Source organism: Aquabacter sp. L1I39 (assembly GCF_017742835.1).
Taxonomy (GTDB): Bacteria; Pseudomonadota; Alphaproteobacteria; order Rhizobiales; family Xanthobacteraceae; genus L1I39.
In genome coordinates this window covers 2,630,846-2,652,491 of sequence record NZ_CP072392.1, presented here as the reverse complement: position 1 = coordinate 2,652,491, position 21,646 = coordinate 2,630,846, and the positions used below count along the sequence as shown (strand labels likewise).

Below are 21,646 nucleotides of genomic sequence, written 5' to 3'. Positions count from 1 at the left end.
GCGGCTGACCCAATGTCAACCGGAGCCGGCTGCCGTCCCGCCATTGGGCCGCCATTCATTTCGGTGGAGCAATGAGATAGGAAGAAGGGACAGGTGCATTGTGAGGGCCAAGTGGGCGTGGCAGCTTTGATCCGGGGCCTATGCGTGGCGGGGCTGGTGCTCGCGCTTGCCGCCTGCGCGCGCCCTCAGGGCGTGCTGCTCCCCGTGGCCGATCCCACCGTGGCCACCGACAAGGTGGACATGCTGGTGGCCACCACCCGCGCCCCCTCCGACGCGCCCGGCGAGGTCTTCACCGGCGAGCGCAGCGACACCTTGTCCTTCACCAATGTGGTTGTCTCGGTGCCGCCCGACCGGGCGGTGGGCTCCATCCAGTGGCCGCGCCAAGGGCCGGGCGATCCGGCGCGGGAATTCGCCGTCACCGAGATTTCCGCCCTGCCCCGCGCGGGCCTCCTGCCCTGGTTCAAGGCCCATGCGGGCGGCAAGAGGCGGGTGCTGGTGTTCGTCCACGGCTTCAACACCCGCTTTGACGCCTCGGTCTTCCGCTTCGCCCAGATCGTCCACGACACCGGCTCGCGCTGGGTGCCGGTGCTGTTCTCCTGGCCGTCCCGCGGCAGCGTGTTCGACTATATGTACGACCGGGAAAGCGCCAATTTCTCCCGCTCGGACCTCGCCGACGTGCTGCGGTCGGCGGCGAAGAGCCCGCTGGTGGACGAGGTGGTGGTCATGGCCCATTCCATGGGCGCCTGGCTCACCGTGGAGGCGCTCAGGCAGATGGCGCTCACCGACGGGCGCATCCCCAAGAAGCTCACCAATGTGGTGCTCGCCTCCCCCGACCTCGACATCGACGTGTTCCGCCGCCAGGTGATGGAGATGGGGCCGAACCGGCCCAACATGACCATCTTCGTCTCCCGCAACGACCACGCGCTCAGCCTGTCGCGGGCCATTTCCGGCAATGTGACGCGGGTGGGCGCGGTGGACCTGTCGCAGGAGCCCTACAAGTCGCAGCTGGAAGCCACCAGCGGCATCGTGGTGCTCGACCTCACCGCCTTGCAGGGCGGGGATGCGCTCAACCATTCCAAGTTCGCCACCACGCCGGAAATGGTGCAGATTCTCGGCAACCGCATGATGGCCGGCCAGACCATTTCCGACCAGGAACTGACCGGCGCCACCGCCGCCGAGGCGGTGGGCGGGGTGATCGGCGCGGTGGTCACCGCCCCCATCACCGTGTTTGCAGCCGGCGCGCGGAACTGATCGCCGCGGCGGGCACCTGGCGCTTAGAGCATTTCCGCGCGAAGCGGGAACCGGTTCGCGTGAAGGCAATGCGTGAAAACAAAGAGATAGCGCCCTTCAGGGCTTCCATGAAAAGCTGAAGGGCGCGAGCTGGCCGTTGGCCGGGGTCCGGCGAAAGGCGGCGCGCCGCTGCGATCGGCGATGCACCGGCCCGCGCGCCGCGCCAGCCTCGGCAGCCTTCCTGCGCGCACCCCCGGGTCTCATTCGGCATTCTCCTCCAGCGCGGCGCCCCGCTGCCCGCCTCACGCTGCGGCAGCCCACCACCGGCCGCATCGCGCCGGGAGGTGAAATTGTATGATTGAATTACCGTACCACCTGCTTTAAGGCTCTTGCCCACGCGCCGGCGATTGTCCGTGCCCATCCCGGCGCCACCAATCACAAGGGCACGGGAGGACATGCTCTTGCACCCGACCCTGCTGGCCCGCGCCGGCCGCCGCGCCGCGATCCTGGGCGCCGCCCTCGCCGCCTTCGTGGCGGCTCCCTTCCTCACCGAGGCCGCGCGTGCCGAGGACTATCCCACCCGCACCATCACCCTCATCGTGCCGTTTGCCGCCGGCGGCGGCGCGGATGCGGTGGCCCGCATCGTGGCCCAGCGCCTCGGCGACAAGCTCGGCCAGCCCGTGGTGGTGGAGAACCGCACGGGCGCGGCCGCCATCATCGGCACCCAGGCGGTGGCCCGCGCCAAGCCGGACGGCTACACGCTTCTCTTGGGTCAGTCCGGCCCCATCTCCATCAATCCGGCCGTCTACAAGGACCTGAAATACGATCCGATCAAGGATTTCGCGCCGGTGGTCCGGCTCACCGAATATCCCTATGTGATGGTGGTCAACGGCGCCTCGCCCTACACCACCGTCCAGGCCCTGGTGGCCGCCGCCAAGGCCAAGCCGGGCGCGGTGACCTTCGGCAGCTACGGCATTGGCGGGGCCAACCACCTGGTGGCGGAGATGTTCGCCGCCTCCGCCGGCATCAAGCTGCTGCACGTGCCCTATCGCGGCACGGCCCCCGCCGTGACCGATTTGATGAGCGGACAGCTGGACCTCGTCTTCTCCGATCCCTTCTCGGCGCTCGCCAATGTGCGCGCCGGCAAGCTGCGCGCCATCGCGGTGACCGGCAAGAACCGCTCGCCCGTCCTGCCGGACGTGCCGACCTTGGCCCAGAGCGGCTTTCCCGAGTTTGATGCGGTGGGCTGGCACGGCATCCTCGCCCCGGCCGGCACGCCCGACGACATCGTCGCCAAGCTCAATGGCGCCATCGTGAAGATCCTGGCCGACCCCGAGACCAAGGCCCTGCTCGCCGCCCAGGCCACCGAAGCGGTGGGCGACACGCCGGCGCAGTTCGGCGCCTTCATCAAGGCGGAAGTGGCCAAGTGGTCGGCCATCGCCAAGGAGGCCAACATCACCGTGGAGTGAGGCGCCTCTCCGCGCCACGAGGCCCATGGACCTGCCGGCCCGCCCTCTATCTCTTTGTTTTGACGCATTTCCTTCACGCGAACCGGTTCCCACTTCGCTCGGAAATGCTCTAACAAGAGGAGAAGCGGGCCGTGCCCCGCCTCACCTGCGGGGGACGCCATGCAGCGCGTGACGGTGACGCTGGACGAAGACCTGGTGGCCGAACTCGACCGCTTCATCGAGACGCGGGGCTATCAGAACCGCTCGGAGGCGGTGCGCGACCTGGTGCGCTCCGGCCTGCGGGAGGCCACCGAACAGGCGGGCGAGAGCCAGCACAGCGTCGGCGCCCTGGTCTATCTCTATGACCACGAGGCGCGGAACATGGCCAAGCGCCTGACCGAGGCGCACCATCAGCACCATGATTTGTCCGTGTGCACCATGCACATGCATCTCGACCACGACCAATGCCTGGAAGTGGCCCTGCTGCGTGGCGCGACACCGGACCTGCGCCATTTCTCCGAGCATCTGATCGCCGAGCGCGGCGTGCGCCACGGCCGACTGGTGCTCATTCCGGCCGACCCGCCCCATCCGCACGGGCACACCCACGGCCACACGCATGGCCATGCCCATGCGCACGGGCCGGACGGTGGGGAAGGCTGAGCGCGACGGGAAAGGGGTGCGCGGGCGGTTTGTTTGCCCGCCTGTTCCGGTATAGGGTCTCGCGCGCTCGACAGCCGGAACCGGCACCTCTCGTCGCATCAAGCGGCCCGATGCGCGCGGAAACGCGGCGTCCGGGCGCGGGGCGACGACACATGAAGGAAGACAGGTCCATGCGTTTCATTGCACCCATGGCAGCACTCGTCCTGGCGGCTTCCGCGTTCGCGGCCTCGGCGCAGACGCCCGCCGCCCCGGCTCCGGCCGCGCAGGCCCCCGCCGCTCCCGCCCAGGGCAATGCGGCGCCGGCCGGCCAGGATGCGGGCATGACCGCCGCCGGCACCCCGAAGCGCCCGGAAGTCACCATCGCCCGCCCCATCGAGATGGCCATCATCCAGCAGGCCGCAGGCATGACCTTCGACGGCAAGGTGCTCACCCTCACCGGCGTGCCCCCCGTCACAGCCTTCGCGGTGGACCGGCCCGAGCGCATCGGCGGCACCATGACCACCGAGCAGTTCGTGAAGCTGTGGAACGCCACCGTCCAGGCGCTGAAGAACGATCCGCCGAACGCGGCTTTGACCGTGCTTGGCCCGACCCCCGCCCAGGTGGTGGTGGAACTGGGCACCGTGACCCAGGAAGGCACCACGCTGAAGTTCCATGCCGGCCTGCTCGACGGCGACCTGCCCGCCAGCGGCGGCCCGGTGAACATCGTCACCGCCCCCACCGTCTACCGGCCCATGGAACGCAACGCGACCTTCCTGAAGTGCTGGTGGAGCCCCTATTGGGTTCAGCGCGTCTGCCGCGCCGCCTGGTGATGCCGGCGCGCTGATCCTGGGCGCGCCTCATCCCAATACCTTCTGGACCATCGGAGCCGGATTGATCGGGGTCCGCCCCTCGCAATCCGGCCCCGCCGGTGCCATTTTGTTCTCGCATGAGAATCACTGATGCGAGACGAGAACCGTTCTTTGTCCATTCCTGCCGATCCTAAGGGCCCCCTTGCACGGGGCACCGTCGAGGCCCCCGCCCCCCGCCCTGGCGGCATTGCCGAGCGCGCGCGAGCGGGCGCGGCTCCGGCGCGGCCCTATCTGGCCGGCCTCAATCCCGAGCAGCGGGCGGCGGTGGAGACGGTGGACGGCCCGGTTCTGGTGCTGGCGGGCGCCGGCACCGGCAAGACGCGCGTTCTGACCACCCGCATCGCCCATATCCTGGCCACCGGCCGCGCCTTCCCCTCGCAGATCCTCGCCGTGACCTTCACCAACAAGGCCGCGCGCGAGATGAAGGAGCGCATCCATTCCATGGTGGGCGACGCCGTGGAGGGCATGCCCTGGCTCGGCACCTTCCATTCCATCGGCGTGCGCATCCTGCGCCGGCATTGCGAGCTGGTGGGGCTGAAAAGCAGCTTCACCATCCTCGACACCGACGACCAGATCCGCCTGCTGAAGCAATTGCTGGCCGCCGAGAGCATCGACGAGAAGCGCTGGCCGGCGCGTCTGCTGGCCGCCACCATCGACGGCTGGAAGAATCGCGGCCTCTCGCCCGAGCACGTGCCGGCGGGCGAGGGCTCCGCCTTCGCCAATGGCCGGGGCAAGAGCCTTTATGCCGCCTATCAGGCGCGGCTGAAGGCGCTTAACGCGGTGGATTTCGGCGACCTGCTCCTGGAGGGCATCCGCCTGTTCCGCGAGCATCCGGACGTGCTGGCCGATTATCACCGGCGGTTCAAATATCTGCTGGTGGACGAGTACCAGGACACCAACGTCGCCCAATATCTGTGGCTGCGCCTGCTGGCGCAGGGCTCGCGCAATGTGTGCTGCGTGGGCGATGACGACCAGTCCATCTATGGCTGGCGCGGCGCGGAAGTGGACAACATCCTGCGCTTCGAGAGCGATTTTCCCGGCGCCACCGTCATCCGCCTGGAGCGCAATTACCGCTCCACGGGCCATATTCTCGGCGCCGCCGCCCATGTGATCGCCAACAATGAGGGCCGGCTCGGCAAGACGCTCTTCTCCGAAGGAGAGATGGGCGAGAAGGTGGCGGTGACCGGCGCCTGGGATTCGGGCGAGGAAGCCCGCGCCATCGGCGACGAGATCGAGGCGCTCAGCCGCGCCGGCCATCCCCTCTCCCAGGTGGCCATCCTGGTGCGCGCCTCCTTCCAGATGCGCGAGTTCGAGGATCGCTTCGTCACGCTCGGCCTGCCCTATCGCGTCATTGGGGGCCCGCGCTTCTATGAGCGCGCGGAAATCCGCGATGCGCTGGCCTATCTGCGCTGCGTGCTCTCCGCCGCCGACGACCTCGCCTTCGAGCGAATCGTGAACGTGCCCAAGCGCGGCATCGGGGATGCCACCGTCAAGCAGATCCACGATGTCGCCCGCGCCGCCGCAGTGCCCCTGCAGGACGCCGCCCGGGTGCTGACCGAGAGCGAGGAATTGAAGCCCAAGGTGCGCGGCACCTTGCGCGGCCTCCTCCAATCCTTCGACCGCTGGCGCGAGCAGGCCCGCGCCTTGCCGCACACCGAACTGGCCGAGATCGTCCTCGACGAGAGCGGCTATACGGAGATGTGGCAGAAGGACCGCTCCGCCGAGGCGGCGGGACGGCTGGAAAACCTCAAAGAACTGATCCGCTCCATGGAGGGGTTCGAGAATCTCCAGGGCTTCCTGGAGCACATCTCCCTCGTCATGGACGTGGACAATGGCGCCGGCGAGGACGCCGTGCAGGTGATGACGCTGCATTCCGCCAAGGGGCTGGAATTCGACACCGTCTTCCTGCCCGGCTGGGAAGAGGGCCTCTTCCCCCACCAGCGGGCGCTGGACGAGCAGGGCAAGGCGGGCCTCGAGGAAGAGCGGCGCCTGGCCTATGTGGGCCTCACCCGGGCGCGGGCGAGCGCGCGGGTCTATTTCGCCTCCAACCGGCGCATTCACGGCATGTGGAATTCCACCGTGCCCAGCCGTTTCCTGGACGAACTGCCCGACGCCCATGTGGAAGTGCAGGAATCGCGCGGCGGCTTCGGCTGGGGCGGCTCCTCCTATGGCCAGAGCCGGTTTGATCGCGCGGCCACCGTGGAGCCCTTCTCCTCCTCCACCTATTCCACCCCCGGCTGGGGCCGCGCCCAGGCGGCGCGGGGCTCCGGCGGCGGGTCAGGCTTTTCCGAACGGGGGTCCAGCTATGGCCGCACCGGTGGATCGCGCGGCACGGTGATCGAGGGGGCGCTGGTGGCCTCCTCCACCGGCGTCGAATCCGCGTTCAAGCTGGGCGAGCGGGTGTTCCACATTAAGTTCGGCTACGGCACCGTGCGCGAGGTGGACGGCAACAAGCTCACCGTCGACTTCGAGAAGGCCGGCGAGAAGCGCGTATTGGACAGCTTCCTCGACAAGCCCTGAGCGCGGCTTGAGCGGCACGCTGAGGCCGTTCGGGCCGACCTTTGGCCCTGGCATCCGGCGCGATCGAATGTGTTATCGTATCACAAGTTGCTTACAACCCTTCGCAGGTGCGTAAGCAGGTGGTATCAGGGAAGGTGTCAGGCTCGAACCGGCCCGTCTGCTCCACCCCCGCGAGGCCATGAGCGCCATCAATCCCCTCCTCATCGCAGTGGAAATGCTGGTCTATCTGGGGACCATGCTGGGCCTGTTCAGGATCCGCCGCATCGTCGGGCTGGGCGCCCTCTTCACCGCCATCGGGGTGGTGCATGTGATGGCTGTCTATCTCAGCCTCACCTTCTACATGGCGCTGCCGCTGGGCCTAGCCTTCGCGCCGAGCGGCATCATTCTTTATTCCGGGCTGCTGAGCATCCTGCTGCTGGTCTATCTGCGCGAGGGCGAGGCGGCCGCCTGGCAGCCGGTCTATGGCCTTCTGTTCGGCTGCTTCCTGCTCGCCATCTTGCTGGGCCTCCTGGGGCTGGAGCGGGGGCGCGTGCAGACCCCCTACATGGCGGACCTGCCGCGCCTCGGCCAGGCGATGATCCTCAATCTGTGGAGCGCGCTGATCATCTTCCTCAGCGCGGTGCTCATCTTCCCCCTGCTCGATGTCCTGCTGCGCCGCCTGGGCCAGAAGCTCTGGCTGTCCCTGTGGCTCACCTTGTTCCTGGTCGGCACCCTCGCCCAGATCCTCTTCTTTCCCGCCCTCCAAGCGGGCTTTGAACTGCCGATCAGGGTCGCGCTCGACAATTGGATCGCCTCGGCCTTTCTCACCGCCCTTTATGCCGGCGTGATCGTGGGCTTCCTGAAACATGTGGAAGGCGTGCCCGTGCATGAGGGACGGCTCGCCATCCGCAGCGCCGATCTCAGCCCGAGGGTGGACCCGCTGACCGGGGCCATCGATGATTCCCGCTTCGAGGGCCTTGCCCGGAACCTGCTCGACGTGGCCGCCGCCGCCGCGCGCCCGGTGAGCCTCATCCAGATGGACGTGCAGAGCGCCCGGGAGGCGCGCGAGCGCGCCGACGCCACCTCCGCCGACGCCTTCCTGCTGCAGGTGGCCCGCACGGTCGCGGGCAGCCTGCGGGTGGCGGACCTCCTGATCCGGCGGCAAGGAGACACACTGCTGGTGATTGCCCCCGGCGTGCCCCACCATGCGGCCCTGCAGGTCGCCACCATGTTGCGCGACCGCACGCTGGCCGCTGCTTATGATCAGGGAACCGGCGAAATCACCCTCGCCATCGGCGTCGCCACCGCCCCCGCGGACGGAGAAACGCCCGCTGCCCTCTTGTCCGCAGCCGACCAGCGGGTCTATGCCGCCAAGGTCGCCGGCCTCAATCGGGTCGTCGGCGCATCCGACGCCTGACCAAGGCCCCGCATCACAGACGAGAGTTCCATGCTCGAAGGCCTCCTGCCCTCCGACGCCACCCACTTCATGCACCTCACCGCCCCGGAGGCCGAGGCGCGCCGCGTCGCGGATCTGCTGGCGGAAAGTTTCGATCCGGCCGAGGTGGCGGTGGCCAATTTCGAGCAGCCGGACGGGCTGTGGGCGGTGGAGGTCTATGCCGGGTCTGCCTTCGATCCCGACATCCTGCGGGAACTGGTGGTGGTGGCCGGCGGCGAGGCGCTCGCCGCGACCCTCACCTTCGGCGAATTGCAGGAGAAGGACTGGGTCGCTGCCTCGCTGGAGGGGCTGGCGCCGGTGAAGGTGGGCGTGTTCCACGTCCATGGCTCCCATGACCGGAACCGGGTGCCGCCCAACGGCATCGGCATTGAGATCGAGGCGGCGCTGGCTTTCGGCACGGGCCATCACGGCACCACGCAAGGCTGCATGCACGCCATCATGGATGCGGCGAAGGCGGGGGACGGCACGGGCTGGCCGCGCCGCATCCTGGATGTGGGGACGGGAACCGGCGTGCTGGCCATCGCCGCCGCGCGCAAGTTCCGCCGTCCGGTCATGGCCGGGGATCTGGATGGGGTGGCGGTGCGCACGGCCCGCGAAAACGCCCGCGCCAACAAAGCGGCGCCCTTCGTGCGGGCGGTGCTGGCAGCGGGGGTGGATGCGGGGGAGATCCGGGCGGACGGGCCCTATGACCTCATCCTCGCCAATATCCTCTTGCCGCCGCTGAAGCGGCTCGCCAGGCCCATTCGCCCGCTTCTGGCGCCGGGCGGCCGGCTGGTCCTGTCGGGTCTGCTGCCGTCCCACGCCAATGCGGCGCTGGCCGCCTATCGGGCGCAGGGTCTCAAATTGGTGCGCCGCCGCGACATTGACGGCTGGACAACGCTCACCCTGGCGGATTCGGGGGCAGGCGCCGTGCCGGTGGCGCGGCGCTGGTGGCGATGAGCCGCAGGTCGCGCCAGAGGTCGGGCGACACATAGCGCAGGGTACAAAGCGCCGCTGACGCCGGCGCCTGGCCGTGGGTCCGGCGCACGCTTGCCCCAGTGGGCAGCAGCCGCGTCAGGACCGGAGCGCCGGGGTCACGCGCGGGAGGGCCGCGCGCATCTCTTCACCGTGTGCGTTCACGCGGAACGCGCACGTCCCGCCGTCACTTGCGCGGGTCGAAGCCCGTGCGCTGGATGTAGAAAGCCAGTTCGCGCTCGGCCTGCGCCATGCGGGCGGCGACGATCGCGTCATAGATGCGGCGCAGCAGCGGCTGGCGCGCGGTGTCGGACTTCTTGTTCAGACCCTTTACGGAAGGAAGCGCAACGACGCTCATGACCGTATCTCCTCATGCCGGACCGCCCTTGCGATCCGTGTTGCAATGCAAGATATGGCCGTTTGCAGCGCAATAGAAGAGATAGGTCAGCATAGCTGTCCTGACGCGCCATGCAGGACTCACATGCGTCGCTGCCCGCGGTCAGGCTTCAGGTAGGCAAACGAAAGGACGCCAAGGGCGAACGACAGGGGCCGGGCGCCAGTGGCTGGCACCGGTGTCGGGCGGGACGTGTCCCGCAAGGCTTCAGCTGGGACGCCCTGTCAGCTGCGGGGGAAAATCTCCACCCGCCGGCCGAGATCGTCCGGCTCCGGCAAGGCGCCATGCACGGCCTTCATCCCGGCGACACGCTCCAGCATGGCGTCGGGAATGGGCAGTTCGCAGCGCAGGTCCGCATCCACATGGGACAGGATCTGCTCCGACGTGGCGCACAACCACCCTTCGGCCCCATGGTGCAGGCTCAGATAGACGTGGATATGCACGTTGTCATAGTCGATGAGCCGCACGGTGACCCGCACCGGCGTGTCGCCGGGAAGGTCCTGCAGGTAGCGCACATGCGCTTCGCTGGCGATGAAGATCGCCCCTTCCCCGTCCGCCACTTCGTTCTCGCGGCGCGCCATGCCGTCCTGGCCGAGCAGACGCAGGGCCTCATTCAGCCCGCGCTCGAACAATACATTGAAATAGGACGGCTTCACGAGACCGTTGGGGCCGATCCACGCGCCGTCGATCGTCATCATCGACGACACGAAAGGGGCAAAGAACACAGGTTCGAAGTCGATCCGGTTCCGCATGGAAATCCCCGTCATTGCTGGTGAATGCACGGTGAAGACGCAGTGTGACGCGTCTTGAAACATTGGTCACTTCCGAAGTGGCGCAAAAATGTCGCCGCTGCGGAATAACCGTGCAGCTCAAGGCCCTTTTGTCGCCCCACTTTGGGCCTTTGCCCGGCGCGCCGGGATGGCTAATCTGCGCCGCGCGCCGCGCGTGGACTGAGAGTCTTAAAGGATTTTTAAATGGTTGCCGTCGCCGCCCAGGTAGAGCCCGCCTCCGCGTCCCAATTCGCCGCCGGGCTTGAAGCACTCGCGGCCGCGCTTGGTAACAAAGTTGTGATGTCGCAAGCTGTGCGGGAGCAACACGCCAATATCACCACGTATTTGCCCAATGAGCCGGCAAATGCGGTGGTCTTCGCCGAGTGCACAGAGGATGTGCAGGCCATCGTGCGCATCTGTGCGGCCCATGCCATGCCGGTCATCGCCTGGGGCGCCGGCACGTCGCTGGAGGGGCAGGTGAATGCGCCGCGCGGTGGCGTCTGCATCGACATGTCCCGCATGAACCGCATCCTCGCCGTGCACCCCGAGGATCTCGATTGCGTCATCGAGCCCGGCGTCACCCGCAAGCGGCTGAACGAGGAATTGCGCGACCAGGGGGTCTTCTTCCCCATCGATCCGGGCGCCGACGCCTCGCTGGGCGGCATGGTCTCCACCCGCGCGTCGGGCACCAATGCGGTGCGCTACGGCACCATGAAGGACAATGTGCTCTCCCTGAAGGTGGTGCTGGCCAATGGCGAGGTCATCACCACCGCCCGCCGGGCCAAGAAATCCTCCGCCGGCTATGACCTCACCCGCCTGTTCGTGGGGGCGGAGGGCACGCTCGGCATCATCACCGAAATCACGCTGCGCCTTTACGGCATCCCGGAAGCCATCACCGCGGGGGTCTGCCCCTTCCCGACCATCGAGGATGCCTGCAACGCGGTGATCGCCACCATCCAGTCCGGCATTCCGGTGGCCCGCATCGAGCTTCTGGACGAGATGCAGGTGCGGGCCTCCAACGCCTATGCCAAGCTCGATCTGCCCGAGACGCCCCATCTGTTCCTGGAATTCCATGGCACGGAAGCTGGCGCCGCCGAGCAGGCGCACCGCTTCGGCGACATTGCGGCGGAATTTTCCGGCGGCCCCTTCTCCTGGGCGGCCAAGCCCGAGGACCGCACCAAGCTCTGGCAGGCCCGCCACGATGCCTATTGGTCCGTCCTGCCCCTGCGCCCCGGCGCCAAGGCGGTGGCCACCGACGTGTGCGTGCCCATTTCCCGCCTCGCCGAATGCGTCATGGAGACCAAGCGCGACATCGTGGAGATGGGCCTCATCGCCCCCATTGTCGGCCATGTGGGCGACGGCAATTTCCACACCACCTTGATGGTGGACGTGACCGACCCGGCGGACCTCGCCAAGGCCAAGCTCTTCATGGCGCGCCTGGTGGACCGGGCGCTGGCCATGGAAGGCACCTGCACCGGCGAACACGGTGTGGGCCAGGGCAAGATGAAGTATCTTCCCGTGGAGCACGGGGAAGCCACCCTCGACGCCATGCGGGCCATCAAGCGGGCGCTTGACCCGCAGGACATCATGAATCCCGGCAAGATCGTCGCCCTCTGACGGCGGGGACGGCAGAGAGAAAGCGAGGGAGCGCAAGCACGGGGAGACGTAACCCGCCGCCCCGGAACAGGAGCGGCACCCGAGGGCGCGATGCCATCGCCTCGCATCGAGGCGGGCTGAAAACCGCGCTCTCTTTCCTTGGACGACCGAAACACCGCGCACATTGGATCGCCTTGCGATTTAATGGGGCCGGAACCGTCTCTCGCGAGGACCACATTGCAGGGCATCCTCATCACGCTGGCAACGGCGGTCATTGTCGCCATCGTCGCGGCCTTCGCGGCCCCCCTGGTGGTGGACTGGAACGCATGGCGCGCCACCTTCGAGAGCGAGGCCAGCCGCACCCTCGGCGCGCCGGTGCTCATTCGGGGCAAGATTGACGCGGACCTGCTGCCCGTGCCGCGCGTGGTCCTGCGCAACGTCTCGGTGGGCGCCGATGCCATCTCCACCGGCGGCACCATTGCCGAGGTGCGGGCCGACTTCTCCCTGGGCGCCCTCATGCGCGGGACGTTCGAGGCGGGGACCGTGCGGCTGGTCCGTCCTCAATTGCGCGTGGTGATGGACAGCGCCGGCCGCGTGGCGCTGCCCACCGGGGCCGGCACGCCCACGGGCCTCGCGGTCAGCCAGCTCACCGTGGAGGACGGCAGCCTCGACCTTCTCGACCGGGGCGCCGACCGCACCCTCCGCCTCACCGATGTGGACGTGAAGGGCGAGGCGCGCAGCCTCACCGGACCGTTCCGGCTGGAAGGCGAGGTGGAGACCGGCGGACGGCGTTATGGCCTGCGCTTCAATCTCGGCAAGGCGGGCGCGGAGCCCGCCCGCCTGCGCCTCATCGCCGACGACCGCACCCGCCCCCTCACCCTCGACCTCGACGGCAATTTCCGGCTCGACCAGGGGACCCCGCGCTATGACGGGCGCGCCTCCCTCGCCCGCAAGCCCTCCGCCGGCGGCGGCGACGGCTGGCGGCTCGCCGGCAACCTGCGCGCCAGCCCCGAGGCGCTGGTGGCGGAGAGCCTCGATTTGACGCTGGGCGACGAGGCCCGTCCGGTTCAGCTGAACGGCTCGGCGCGCCTTTCCCTGGGCCGGGCCATGGGGCTCGACGCGGTGCTGAACGCCCGCACCCTCGATGCCGACCTGCTCATGCCCCGCACCGGCACGGCGAGCCGCAGCCCGGCCGAGACCGTGGCCGACCTGTCCGGTGCCTTCGGGGCGCTGGAGCCCACCGACTTTCCCGTGCGCGTCGGCATCGGCGTCGACCAATTGACCGTGGGCGGCACCGTGGTCCGCGATGCGCGCCTGGACCTGAGCGCCGACGGCGCCGCCTGGCGCATCGACACGGCGGAAGCCAAGCTGCCGGGCCAGACCGTGGTCCGCCTCGCCGGCACGCCCGCCGCCGCACGCGCCGGTTCGAGCTTCCTGGGCGACCTGACCTTCACCTCGGAGGATCCCGTCGCCCTGCTGCGCTGGGCCGCTCCCCGCGCGCCCAACGACTATGTGGCCGCCTTGCGCGGCCCCGTGCGCCTGTCCGGCCGCATCAATGCCACCGAGACGGGCGCGTCCATCGCCAATCTCTCCCTGATGCTGGGGACATCTCGCGCCACCGGATCCGCCGCCTATTCCATCGGCACGCCGACGCGGCTCGACGTGGCGCTGGCGCTGGATGGGTTCGACCTGGACCCGATTCTCGCCGCCACCCGGCTGACGCTGGCCTCAGACATCCCCTTCGCCGGCGACATCGCCATCACCGGCCGCAACCTCGTCCTGTCCGGCCTGCCCTTGGGCACCCTGGCGGTGTCCGCCAGCGGACGGGATGGGGCCTGGACACTCTCCCGCCTCCAGCTGGACGACCTCGCCGGCCTGCGCCTCGACGGCAAGGGCCAGTTCGCCCGCCTGGTGGAACCGGTGGCGGGACGTGTGGACGTATCCGTCTCCGGCGCCCGCGCCGACGGCCTGGTGCCCGTCACCCGCATCGTCTCGGGCCCGGAGGCGGCGGACATCATCCAGCGCCTGCTGCCCGTGGCGGCGCCGGTCAAGCTCAATGCCTATGCGGAATGGGCCGATGGTGGTCAGCGCACCTTGCGGGCGGAGGGGCAACTCGGCCAGGTCGCAGGCCTTTTGGCCGTGCGCCGGTCCGCCCACGGCGCGCCGGAAAGCGCCGATCTCTCGCTCACCGCCACCGACGGCGCCCGCGTGCTCGACGCCATCGGCCTTGGCGGGCTGAAGCCAGGCCAGGGCGCGGGGCGCCTCGATCTGTCCGTGCGCGGCGCCGAGACCGGCGGCAGCACGCTGGAGGGCCGCCTCGCTTTGGGCGAAGCGCTGCTGGAAGGCCAGGGCCGGCTCGCCCGCGACGAGGCCGATAGCCTTCAGCCGAACCTGTCGCTGCGCCTCTCCAATGGCGACCTGTCGCGCATCTTCGCCGTTGCCGGCACCGAGGCCGGCCCGCTGCCCGCCGCCCTCGCCTTCACCTTGACCCGGCCCGAAGGCCGCTGGCAGCTGGATGGCCTTACAGGCACTGTGGCCGGCGCGCCGGTGGCCGGAGCCGTGGGCATCGAGCCCGGCCCGGTGCCCCGTCTCACCGGCCGGCTGGAGCTGGACGAGGTGTCGGTGCCGCGCCTCATCGGCGTGTGGGGGGCCCGCAGCGTCGGGCCAGATGCGGGCAATGGCCCCTGGTCCGCCGCCCGCTTCACGCAAGGCACAGGGCCGGGGCTTGCCGCCGACCTCGAACTGCGCGCCAAGCGCCTTGCGGTGTCCGACAGCTATCGCCTCGCCGAAGGCAGCCTGCGGGTGGTCTCCACGGGGCCGAGCCTGGAGGTGCGCGACCTCTCCGGCCGCCTCGGTGGCGGGCAGGTCTCCGGCACGCTGACCCTGAGGCGCCGGCCCGACACGGTGGCGGCGGATGGACACCTGACGCTGGACAATGTGGATTCCGCCGCGATCCTGCTGCCCCTCTCCCCCCAGCCGCGCAATCCGCCGGGCGGAAAGGTGAGCCTCGTAGTGGATCTGCTGGGCACCGGCCGCACGCCGCTCCAACTGGTGCAGAGCCTGGTGGGCCAGGGCACGGCCACGCTCACGGACCTGGAAATTCCCTCCGCCGACCCCACCGCCATCGAGGCGGTGCTCGCCGCCACCACCATGGGCCCGCCCCCCGACGAGCGGCGCACGGCCCAGTTCCTGGACCGGGCCATGGCGCGCGGGCCGCTCCGGCTGAAAAGCGTGGAAACCACGCTGGGTGTGGTGAACGGCGTGGTGCGCGCCTCGCCCGCCCGCACCCAGGCCGCGGGCCTGCGGGCGACCTTGTCCGGCAATCTGGATCTGGCGCGCCTCACCTTGGACGCGACTTTGGACATGGAATCCCTGGAGACGGCAGGCGCCGCCCCCGGCGGCACCATCACCTGGCGCGGGCCGCTGGCCACCCCCGATCGGCAAGTGACGGCCGCGCCGCTGACCGCCGTCATCGCCATGCGCGCCATCGAGCGGGAAACCAAGCGCCTGGAAGAGCGGCAATCCATCGGCGCCGAGCCGCCCCAGCAAGCCGCCCCGTCGCAGGTACCCGCCCAGACCCCACCGCCGGCGGCAAGCCCCGCCATCCAGAGCGCGCCGCTGCGTCCCATCCCCCAGGCGGCCCCCGCCACGCCGGCCCCGGTTGTCCCTGCGGCACCCGCCGTCTCGGCACCGGTCACACCCGCGCCGTCGAGCGCGTCCCCCCTCTCGGCGCCGAGCGCCGGGGTCTCAACCGGGGACGCGCCGAATGGCGCGCCCATGCAGCCGAGCGAACCGGCTCCGCAGCCTGCCCCGCCCACCCAGGCCAATGCGCCTGCCGGCAGCTCGGCCAATGCGCCCGCCACCCAGCCGCGCCAGAGCGCGCCCCGCCAGGCGGAAGGGCGCTCCAGCGCCCCGCCTCTGCCGCCGCCAGTGGATATTGGGCCGGGAAGCCGCTCACAGCCCACGCGCCCGAGCCAGAGCCAGAGCCAGACCGACACGAGCCGCCTGCCACCGCCATCCGGCTGGGGCATCATCCTGCGGCCGCCGGGGCTGCTGCCGGGCGAATGACCATGTACCGCGCGCGGCGGCGCGGCCTAAAATCAGATGGCGCGGGCGGTCCGCCGCATGCGCTCTTGGCGCCCGCTTAGATCGCTTCAGCGTTTCATGGAGACACTGAATCGATCTAACTTTTTATTTTATCGCGTTTTCGTCACGCGAACCGGTTCCCGTTTCGCTCGGAAATGCTCCAGCGCCGGATCCCATCAGACGGCATCGACCCGCGATCCCCTCTGGTGGGTGAAACCTGCTCTTTGCAAAGTGAGAGAAAGCGGGACGCGCGGATGCCGTCGCGCCAGGGGTCGGGCCCTCAGAACAGCTTGAGGCCCGGCGGAATGGGCATCCCGCCGGTCACAGACTGCATCTTCTCCTGCATCACGCGCTCGGACTTGGCGCGCGCATCGGAGAGGGCAGCGACGATCAGGTCTTCCAGGATCTCGCCTTCGTCGGCCTTCAGGAGGCTCGGATCGATGCGCACGGCCTTGGTCTCGCCCTTGGCAGTGACACGCACCTGCACCAGCCCGCCGCCGGAAGAGCCTTCCACCTCGATGGTCTCCAGCTCCTGCTGCATCTGCTGCACGCGCTCCTGAAGCTCTTTCGCCTGCTTCATGATGCCCATCAGGTCGCGCATGGTCGGAGTCCTCTGCTGGTGATTTGCGTCTCAGATAGTGGCGTCGGGCGGAAAGGAAAAGCCCGTCCCCGGCATGCCGCAGGCCGCCTGCCCTCAGAATTCGATCTCGTCGTCCGGCCCGGGACCGAACCAGGCATCCTCTTCCAGCACGGGCGCGAGGACCTCTTCCGGCGGCTCGTCGTCGCGTGTGCGCACGTCCACGATCTGCGCGCCGGGAAAGCGGGCGAGCACCGCCGCCACCAGCGGATCGGCCCGCAGGCCGTCCTCCCGCTCATTGCGGGCGAGGGCCGCCACCTCGGCGAGCGTCGGCTCGCCTTCCCGGTTGGAGAGGGAGACGAGCCAGCGCCGGCCGGTCCACTCCGACAGCTTGCGGGACAGTTCCTGCACCAGAGAGCCGCTGGCGCCGGGCACCAGGGAGAATTCGATGCGCCCGTCCTCGAAATGGACGAGGCGCGCCTGGGTCTCCAGGGCATGCTTCAAGAGGAGGTCACGCTTGGAAACGGCGAGGTTCACCACATCCTGGAGCGAGCCGAGGCGCGGGCCTTCCGCTTCCACCGGCTGGGCGCCCGCGAAAGCGCGCGGCGCGCTGACGGGCTGGGGCGCCTCGGAGCGGGCGGCAATGGCGAGGCGCCCCCCGCCGCCAGACGCCGCCATGGCACTGGCGCCGCCGCCGGAGGGCATTCCCCCTCCGCCACCCCCGCCGGAAGCCGCGCCGCCCGACTGCGCCATCTCCCGCATGCGCCGCAAGGCATCATCCGGCGTGGGCAGGTCGGCGGCATAGGCCAGGCGCACCAGCGCCATTTCCGCCGCCTGGGCCGGCTTGTTGGCGGCCTGCACCTCGGCAATGGCCTTGGAGAGCATCTGCCAGGCCCGCGCCAGCACGCGCATGGAGAGGGCAGACGCCATCTCGGAGCCGCGCACCCGCTCGGCTTCCACCAGGGCCGCGTCGGAGGCGGTCTCCGGCACCACCTTCAGGCGGGTGACCAGATGGGTGAATTCGGCAAGGTCGGTGAGGATCACGGCCGGGTCGGCGCCGGCATCATATTGGTCGCGGAACTCGGCCAAGGCGCGGGCGATGTCGCCCTTCATGAGCGCCTCGAACAAATCGATCACACGCGCCCGGTCGGCAAGGCCCAGCAGCCGGCGCACTTCCTCGCCGCTCACCTTGCCGCCGCCATGGGCGATGGCCTGGTCCAGCAGGGAGAGCGAATCGCGCACAGAGCCTTCCGCCGCGCGGGCGACGGTGGACAGCGCCTCGGCCTCCACCTCCACGCCTTCCTTGGCGCAGATGCGCGACAGGTGCGCCGCCAGCACGCCCGCATCCACCCGCCGCAAATCGAAGCGCTGGCAGCGGGAGAGCACGGTCACCGGCACTTTGCGGATTTCGGTGGTGGCGAACACGAACTTCACATGCTCCGGCGGCTCCTCCAGCGTCTTGAGCAGGCCGTTGAAGGCCGCCGTGGAGAGCATGTGCACTTCGTCGATGATGTAGACCTTGTAGCGCGCCATCACCGGGCGGTAGCGGGCGCCCTCGATGATCTCGCGGATGTCGTTGATGGAGGTATTGGACGCGGCGTCCATCTCCAGCACGTCCACATGGCGGGACTCGATGATGTCCTTGCAGTGCTTGCCCATCACCGAGAGGTCAAGCGTCGGCCCGCCGCCGCCCGACATGGGCTCGTAATTCAACGCACGGGCGAGGATGCGGGCGGTGGTGGTCTTTCCCACCCCGCGCACGCCGGTCAGGATATAGGCCTGGGCGATGCGGCCGGAGGCGAAGGCGTTGGAGAGCGTCCGGACCATGGCCTCCTGGCCGATGAGGTCGTCGAACGTCTGCGGCCGGTATTTGCGCGCCAGCACGCGATAGGGCGCCGGCGCCGCGCCAGCGCTGGCCGCCGGTGCGGCGGGCGCGCCGAGGTCGAAGCCGAGGGAGGGTTCATCCGCCGCCGGCGGGGTGGGGTCCTGGTGGTCCGCGCTCATGGGGCCTTCATAGCATCCCGCCCGGTGGATGCGTCAGGCCAGGACGGCCTTGCCCGCAAGAAATCCGGGCGCGGGGCTCATTTGGGCGACTTGAACAGGTCGGCGCCCTCCACCCGCACGCAGACATAGCGCCGATAGCCGTCCTTGAACTGCTGGAGCGGCTCGCCTTCCAGGCGGCCGGGCACGGAGGCGGCGATGCCGGCCTTGCACTTGTCCTCTGTGGAATAGATGCCGGCCTGGGTGACCACATGGGTCTCCGGTCCCGACAAAGCGTGCAGCAGAATCACGGCGACGGCCCACATGCGCAAACTCCTGCCATTTGAGGCGCTTCCCGCAAGCGAAGGGATCGCCTTCGCTGGGAACGCCGGGGCGGGATATTGCGGGGGAGTGCGCCGAAAGAAGGGCGCACCGGAGGCGCCGATCGGAGGGCATAAGGGTGGGAGGCTGGACAGAGACCCGAGACCGGGCTCGTTGGGGCTGCTTCCTTCCGGACCTGACCCGGTTGGCGAGTGGCTCGTCCACCGCCAACCTCCCGTGCCCTATATCGTGGCAAAGGATCGGTTTGGCAAGCACCCGAGGTGCACACCCCTCCGGAGGGCTTGCGCGGAGGCTGTGCATAAGCTCCTGTCCGCGTCCCGATTTTCGCGAAGGCCGACCTGACATGACCCTCCCGTTCCAGCTCGATCCGCGCCTTGAAGCGGACGGCCCCGCCCTCGGCGACCTCCCGCTTTGCCATGTGCGGCTGGTGGACGATGCCCGCTTCTTCTGGATCGTGCTGGTGCCCCGCCGGGCGGGTTGCGTGGAGCTTTTCGACCTTACCGCCGCCGATCGGGCGGTGCTGGTGGAAGAAATCGCCGCCGCCGGCGCCGCCCTGAAAACGGTCAGCAGCTGCGCCAAGCTGAATGTGGCGGCGCTGGGCAACATGGTGCCGCAGCTTCATGTGCACATTGTCGGCCGCACGCCCGGCGATGCCGCCTGGCCGGGCCCCGTCTTCGGCGTCGGCACGCGGGAGCCTCTGGGCAACGCACGCGCCGCCCGCGCCGACGGGGTGCGGGCGGCGCTGGGGCTTTAGGGCCCGGTTAAAGGTCTCTTTTCAGACGGAAGGAGAGCGAGCGACCTTCGCACGCCCTTGCAAACGGAGTTGCACACGCCCTTGGCGCTCCCGCTCATTGCTGTCATGGCCGGGCTTGTCCCGGCCATCCACGGGGCTCCGCAAGGACAGGCTTAAGGGGGAGCCGTGGATGCCCGGGACGAGCCCGGGCATGACGTCGCAAGTGAAACGAACGCGCCATGCGCAACTGGCTCCGCCCGAACGCTCAGGCGGCGAAGACGGTGGCTGCGTCGTTCAGCACCGCCCCGCCGGAAACCACCGCCTGCTCCAGGCCCGAGGCTTCCACCGCGAGATTCTCGGCGAAGAAGCGGGCGATGGCGATGCGGGCCGCCTGGCGCGGGTCGGTATCGCCGCCGGCCGCCTCCGCATGGGCCGCTAGCGCAATGCGGGCGAGATAGGCGCCCCCCGTCGCACGGGCGAACAGGGCCAGATAGGGCGTCGCGCCCGCCAGCACCTTCACCTGCTCATTATCGGCCAGCCAGTCCAGCATCACGCGGGTGGCGCGGGCGAAGGCCTCGGTGGCCTCGGCGAGCTTTTCGCCGGTGCGGCCGAATTCGGGCGCGTTGAGCGCATGGACCGCGCGGGCGGTGTCGCGGCAATCGGCGATCAGGGCTTCCACCACGTCGCCATTGCCCTGGCTGATCTTGCGGGTGACGAGGTCGATGGCCTGGATGCCGTTGGTGCCCTCATAGATGGCGAAGATGCGGGCATCGCGCAGGTGCTGGGCGGCGCCCGTCTCCTCGATATAGCCCATGCCGCCATGCACCTGGATGCCGATGGAGGCGACCTTGATGCCCGCATCGGTGGCGAACGCCTTGGCCACGGGGGTGAGCAGGCTCGCCTCCGCGAGCGCCGCGGCCTTGGCGACCGGGTCCGCCAAGCGATGGGCGCGGTCGAGGGCGTCGGCCGTCTTCAGGCAGAGCGTGCGGGCGGCATCGGTCTCGGCGCGCATGGTGAGCAGCATGCGCTGCACGTCGGGATGGGCGATGATGGGGCTCATCTCGCCCCCCGAGGCGCCGGGCGCCTTGCCCTGGCGGCGGTCCTGCGCGAAGGCGACGGCGCGCTGGGTGGCGCGCTCGGCCACCGCGACGCCCTGGACGGCCACCGCGAGGCGGGCATTGTTCATCATGGTGAACATGCAGGCGAGGCCGCGATTTTCCTCGCCCACCAGATAGCCCACCGCCCCCTCGCCCGAATCGCCGAAGCTCATGGTGCAGGTGGGCGAGCCGTGGAGGCCCATCTTGTGCTCCAGGCCCACGGCCTTGACGTCATTGCGGGCGCCGAGGCTGCCATCGGCATTCACCAGGAACTTGGGCACCACGAACAGCGAGATGCCGCGCGTGCCGGCGGGCGCGTCAGGCAGGCGGGCCAGCACCAGGTGGACGATGTTCTCGGCGATGTCGTGCTCGCCATAGGAAATGAAGATCTTGGTGCCGAAGATGCGGTAGGTGCCGTCCTCCCGGCGCTCGGCGCGGGTGCGCAGCGCGGCAAGGTCGGAGCCCGCCTGCGGCTCGGTGAGGTTCATGGTGCCGGTCCAGGTGCCCGAGACCAGATTGTGGAGATAGGTGTCCTGCAGCGCCTTCGAGCCATGGGCGGTGAGCGCCTCGATGGCGCCCATGGTCAGCACCGGGCCGATGCCGAAAGCGGGCGAGGCGCTGTTCCAGAATTCCACCAGAGCCGTGGTCACCGAGGTGGGCAGATGCTGGCCGCCAAAGGCTTCCTCCGCCGCCACCGCGTTCCAACCGGCCTCGGACCAGGCCTTATAGGTCTCGCGCCAGCCGGGGGCGGTGGTGACCACGCCGTCCTTCAGCACGTTTCCGGTCTTGTCGCCCACGCGGTCGAGGGGCTCGATCTCCTGCGCCGCGAACTTGCCGGCCTCTTCCAGCACGCTGTCCACCAGGTCGAAGGACAGGTCCACGACACCCTCGTCCATCAGCTTGGGCAGGGAGGTGCAGTGCTTCAGGAAGAAAGCCACATCTTCCACTGGCGCACGATAGGGCATGGGACGGCCTC

Annotated in this window: 16 protein-coding genes and 1 other RNA gene; 10 read left to right on the top strand and 7 right to left on the bottom strand. The window is 69.3% G+C overall.

From position 1 onward, the window contains the following. Positions 1-117 precede the first annotated feature (117 nt). The 7 genes from J5J86_RS11655 (at position 118) to J5J86_RS11625 (ending at position 9,080) form a co-directional block, all read left to right on the top strand. A complete protein-coding gene (locus J5J86_RS11655) occupies positions 118-1,251 on the top strand; it encodes an alpha/beta hydrolase (RefSeq protein WP_247658344.1) in 1,134 nt (377 codons plus the stop codon). A gap of 434 nt (positions 1,252-1,685) precedes the next feature. After that, positions 1,686-2,699, top strand: coding sequence for a Bug family tripartite tricarboxylate transporter substrate binding protein (locus J5J86_RS11650; RefSeq protein WP_209105097.1), 1,014 nt, complete (start codon positions 1,686-1,688; stop codon positions 2,697-2,699). Positions 2,700-2,858: 159 nt separating this feature from the next. Continuing rightward, positions 2,859-3,338, top strand: coding sequence for a nickel-responsive transcriptional regulator NikR (gene nikR, locus J5J86_RS11645; RefSeq protein WP_209105096.1), 480 nt, complete (start codon positions 2,859-2,861; stop codon positions 3,336-3,338). A 170-nt stretch (positions 3,339-3,508) separates the two neighbouring features. Continuing rightward, the gene (locus tag J5J86_RS11640) at positions 3,509-4,147 is read left to right on the top strand and encodes a hypothetical protein (RefSeq protein WP_209105095.1); all 639 of its coding nucleotides are present in this window, start codon (positions 3,509-3,511) and stop codon (positions 4,145-4,147) included. A gap of 129 nt (positions 4,148-4,276) precedes the next feature. Continuing rightward, on the top strand, positions 4,277-6,706 hold the full coding sequence (locus J5J86_RS11635; RefSeq protein ID WP_209105094.1) for an ATP-dependent helicase: 2,430 nt from the start codon (positions 4,277-4,279) through the stop codon (positions 6,704-6,706). Between the two features lie 178 nt (positions 6,707-6,884). Continuing rightward, positions 6,885-8,102, top strand: a complete 1,218-nt coding sequence (locus J5J86_RS11630; RefSeq protein WP_209105093.1) for a diguanylate cyclase — start codon at positions 6,885-6,887, stop codon at positions 8,100-8,102. A gap of 30 nt (positions 8,103-8,132) precedes the next feature. Beyond that, positions 8,133-9,080: a 50S ribosomal protein L11 methyltransferase gene (locus J5J86_RS11625; RefSeq protein ID WP_209105092.1), complete on the top strand. Its 948-nt coding sequence runs from the start codon at positions 8,133-8,135 to the stop codon at positions 9,078-9,080. Positions 9,081-9,282: 202 nt separating this feature from the next. Here J5J86_RS11625 and J5J86_RS11620 read toward each other — a convergent pair whose 3' ends face one another. Together J5J86_RS11620 and J5J86_RS11615 are read right to left on the bottom strand one after the other, a co-directional pair. After that, positions 9,283-9,453 (bottom strand): hypothetical protein, encoded by a 171-nt coding sequence (locus J5J86_RS11620; protein ID WP_209105091.1) that lies wholly within the window; start codon positions 9,451-9,453, stop codon positions 9,283-9,285. A 260-nt stretch (positions 9,454-9,713) separates the two neighbouring features. Next, the gene (locus J5J86_RS11615; protein ID WP_247658342.1) at positions 9,714-10,187 is read right to left on the bottom strand and encodes a thioesterase family protein; all 474 of its coding nucleotides are present in this window, start codon (positions 10,185-10,187) and stop codon (positions 9,714-9,716) included. 276 nt (positions 10,188-10,463) lie between these two features. Between J5J86_RS11615 and J5J86_RS11610 the strand changes: the two genes are divergently transcribed. Both J5J86_RS11610 and J5J86_RS11605 read left to right on the top strand, forming a co-directional pair. Continuing rightward, the gene (locus J5J86_RS11610; protein ID WP_209105089.1) at positions 10,464-11,876 is read left to right on the top strand and encodes an FAD-linked oxidase C-terminal domain-containing protein; all 1,413 of its coding nucleotides are present in this window, start codon (positions 10,464-10,466) and stop codon (positions 11,874-11,876) included. Positions 11,877-12,092: 216 nt separating this feature from the next. After that, the gene (locus J5J86_RS11605; RefSeq protein ID WP_209105088.1) at positions 12,093-15,923 is read left to right on the top strand and encodes an AsmA family protein; all 3,831 of its coding nucleotides are present in this window, start codon (positions 12,093-12,095) and stop codon (positions 15,921-15,923) included. Positions 15,924-16,221: 298 nt separating this feature from the next. Here the strand turns inward: J5J86_RS11605 and J5J86_RS11600 are convergent, their stop codons facing one another. The 4 genes from J5J86_RS11600 to ffs all read right to left on the bottom strand — a co-directional run bounded on the left by J5J86_RS11600 (position 16,222) and on the right by ffs (position 19,056). Then, a complete protein-coding gene (locus J5J86_RS11600; RefSeq protein ID WP_209105087.1) occupies positions 16,222-16,542 on the bottom strand; it encodes a YbaB/EbfC family nucleoid-associated protein in 321 nt (106 codons plus the stop codon). A 93-nt stretch (positions 16,543-16,635) separates the two neighbouring features. After that, positions 16,636-18,522: a DNA polymerase III subunit gamma/tau gene (locus J5J86_RS11595; RefSeq protein ID WP_209105086.1), complete on the bottom strand. Its 1,887-nt coding sequence runs from the start codon at positions 18,520-18,522 to the stop codon at positions 16,636-16,638. Between the two features lie 77 nt (positions 18,523-18,599). Beyond that, entirely contained in the window at positions 18,600-18,824 is a 225-nt protein-coding gene (locus J5J86_RS11590; RefSeq protein WP_209105085.1) for a hypothetical protein, read from the bottom strand. Between the two features lie 133 nt (positions 18,825-18,957). Next, positions 18,958-19,056: signal recognition particle sRNA small type (ffs, locus tag J5J86_RS11585), an RNA gene on the bottom strand. A gap of 127 nt (positions 19,057-19,183) precedes the next feature. On the opposite strand from ffs, the gene J5J86_RS11580 reads away from it, so the two are divergent. Then, positions 19,184-19,594, top strand: a complete 411-nt coding sequence (locus tag J5J86_RS11580) for an HIT domain-containing protein (protein WP_209105084.1) — start codon at positions 19,184-19,186, stop codon at positions 19,592-19,594. Between the two features lie 244 nt (positions 19,595-19,838). Here the strand turns inward: J5J86_RS11580 and J5J86_RS11575 are convergent, their stop codons facing one another. After that, positions 19,839-21,635: an acyl-CoA dehydrogenase gene (locus tag J5J86_RS11575; protein ID WP_209105083.1), complete on the bottom strand. Its 1,797-nt coding sequence runs from the start codon at positions 21,633-21,635 to the stop codon at positions 19,839-19,841. Positions 21,636-21,646 lie beyond the last annotated feature (11 nt).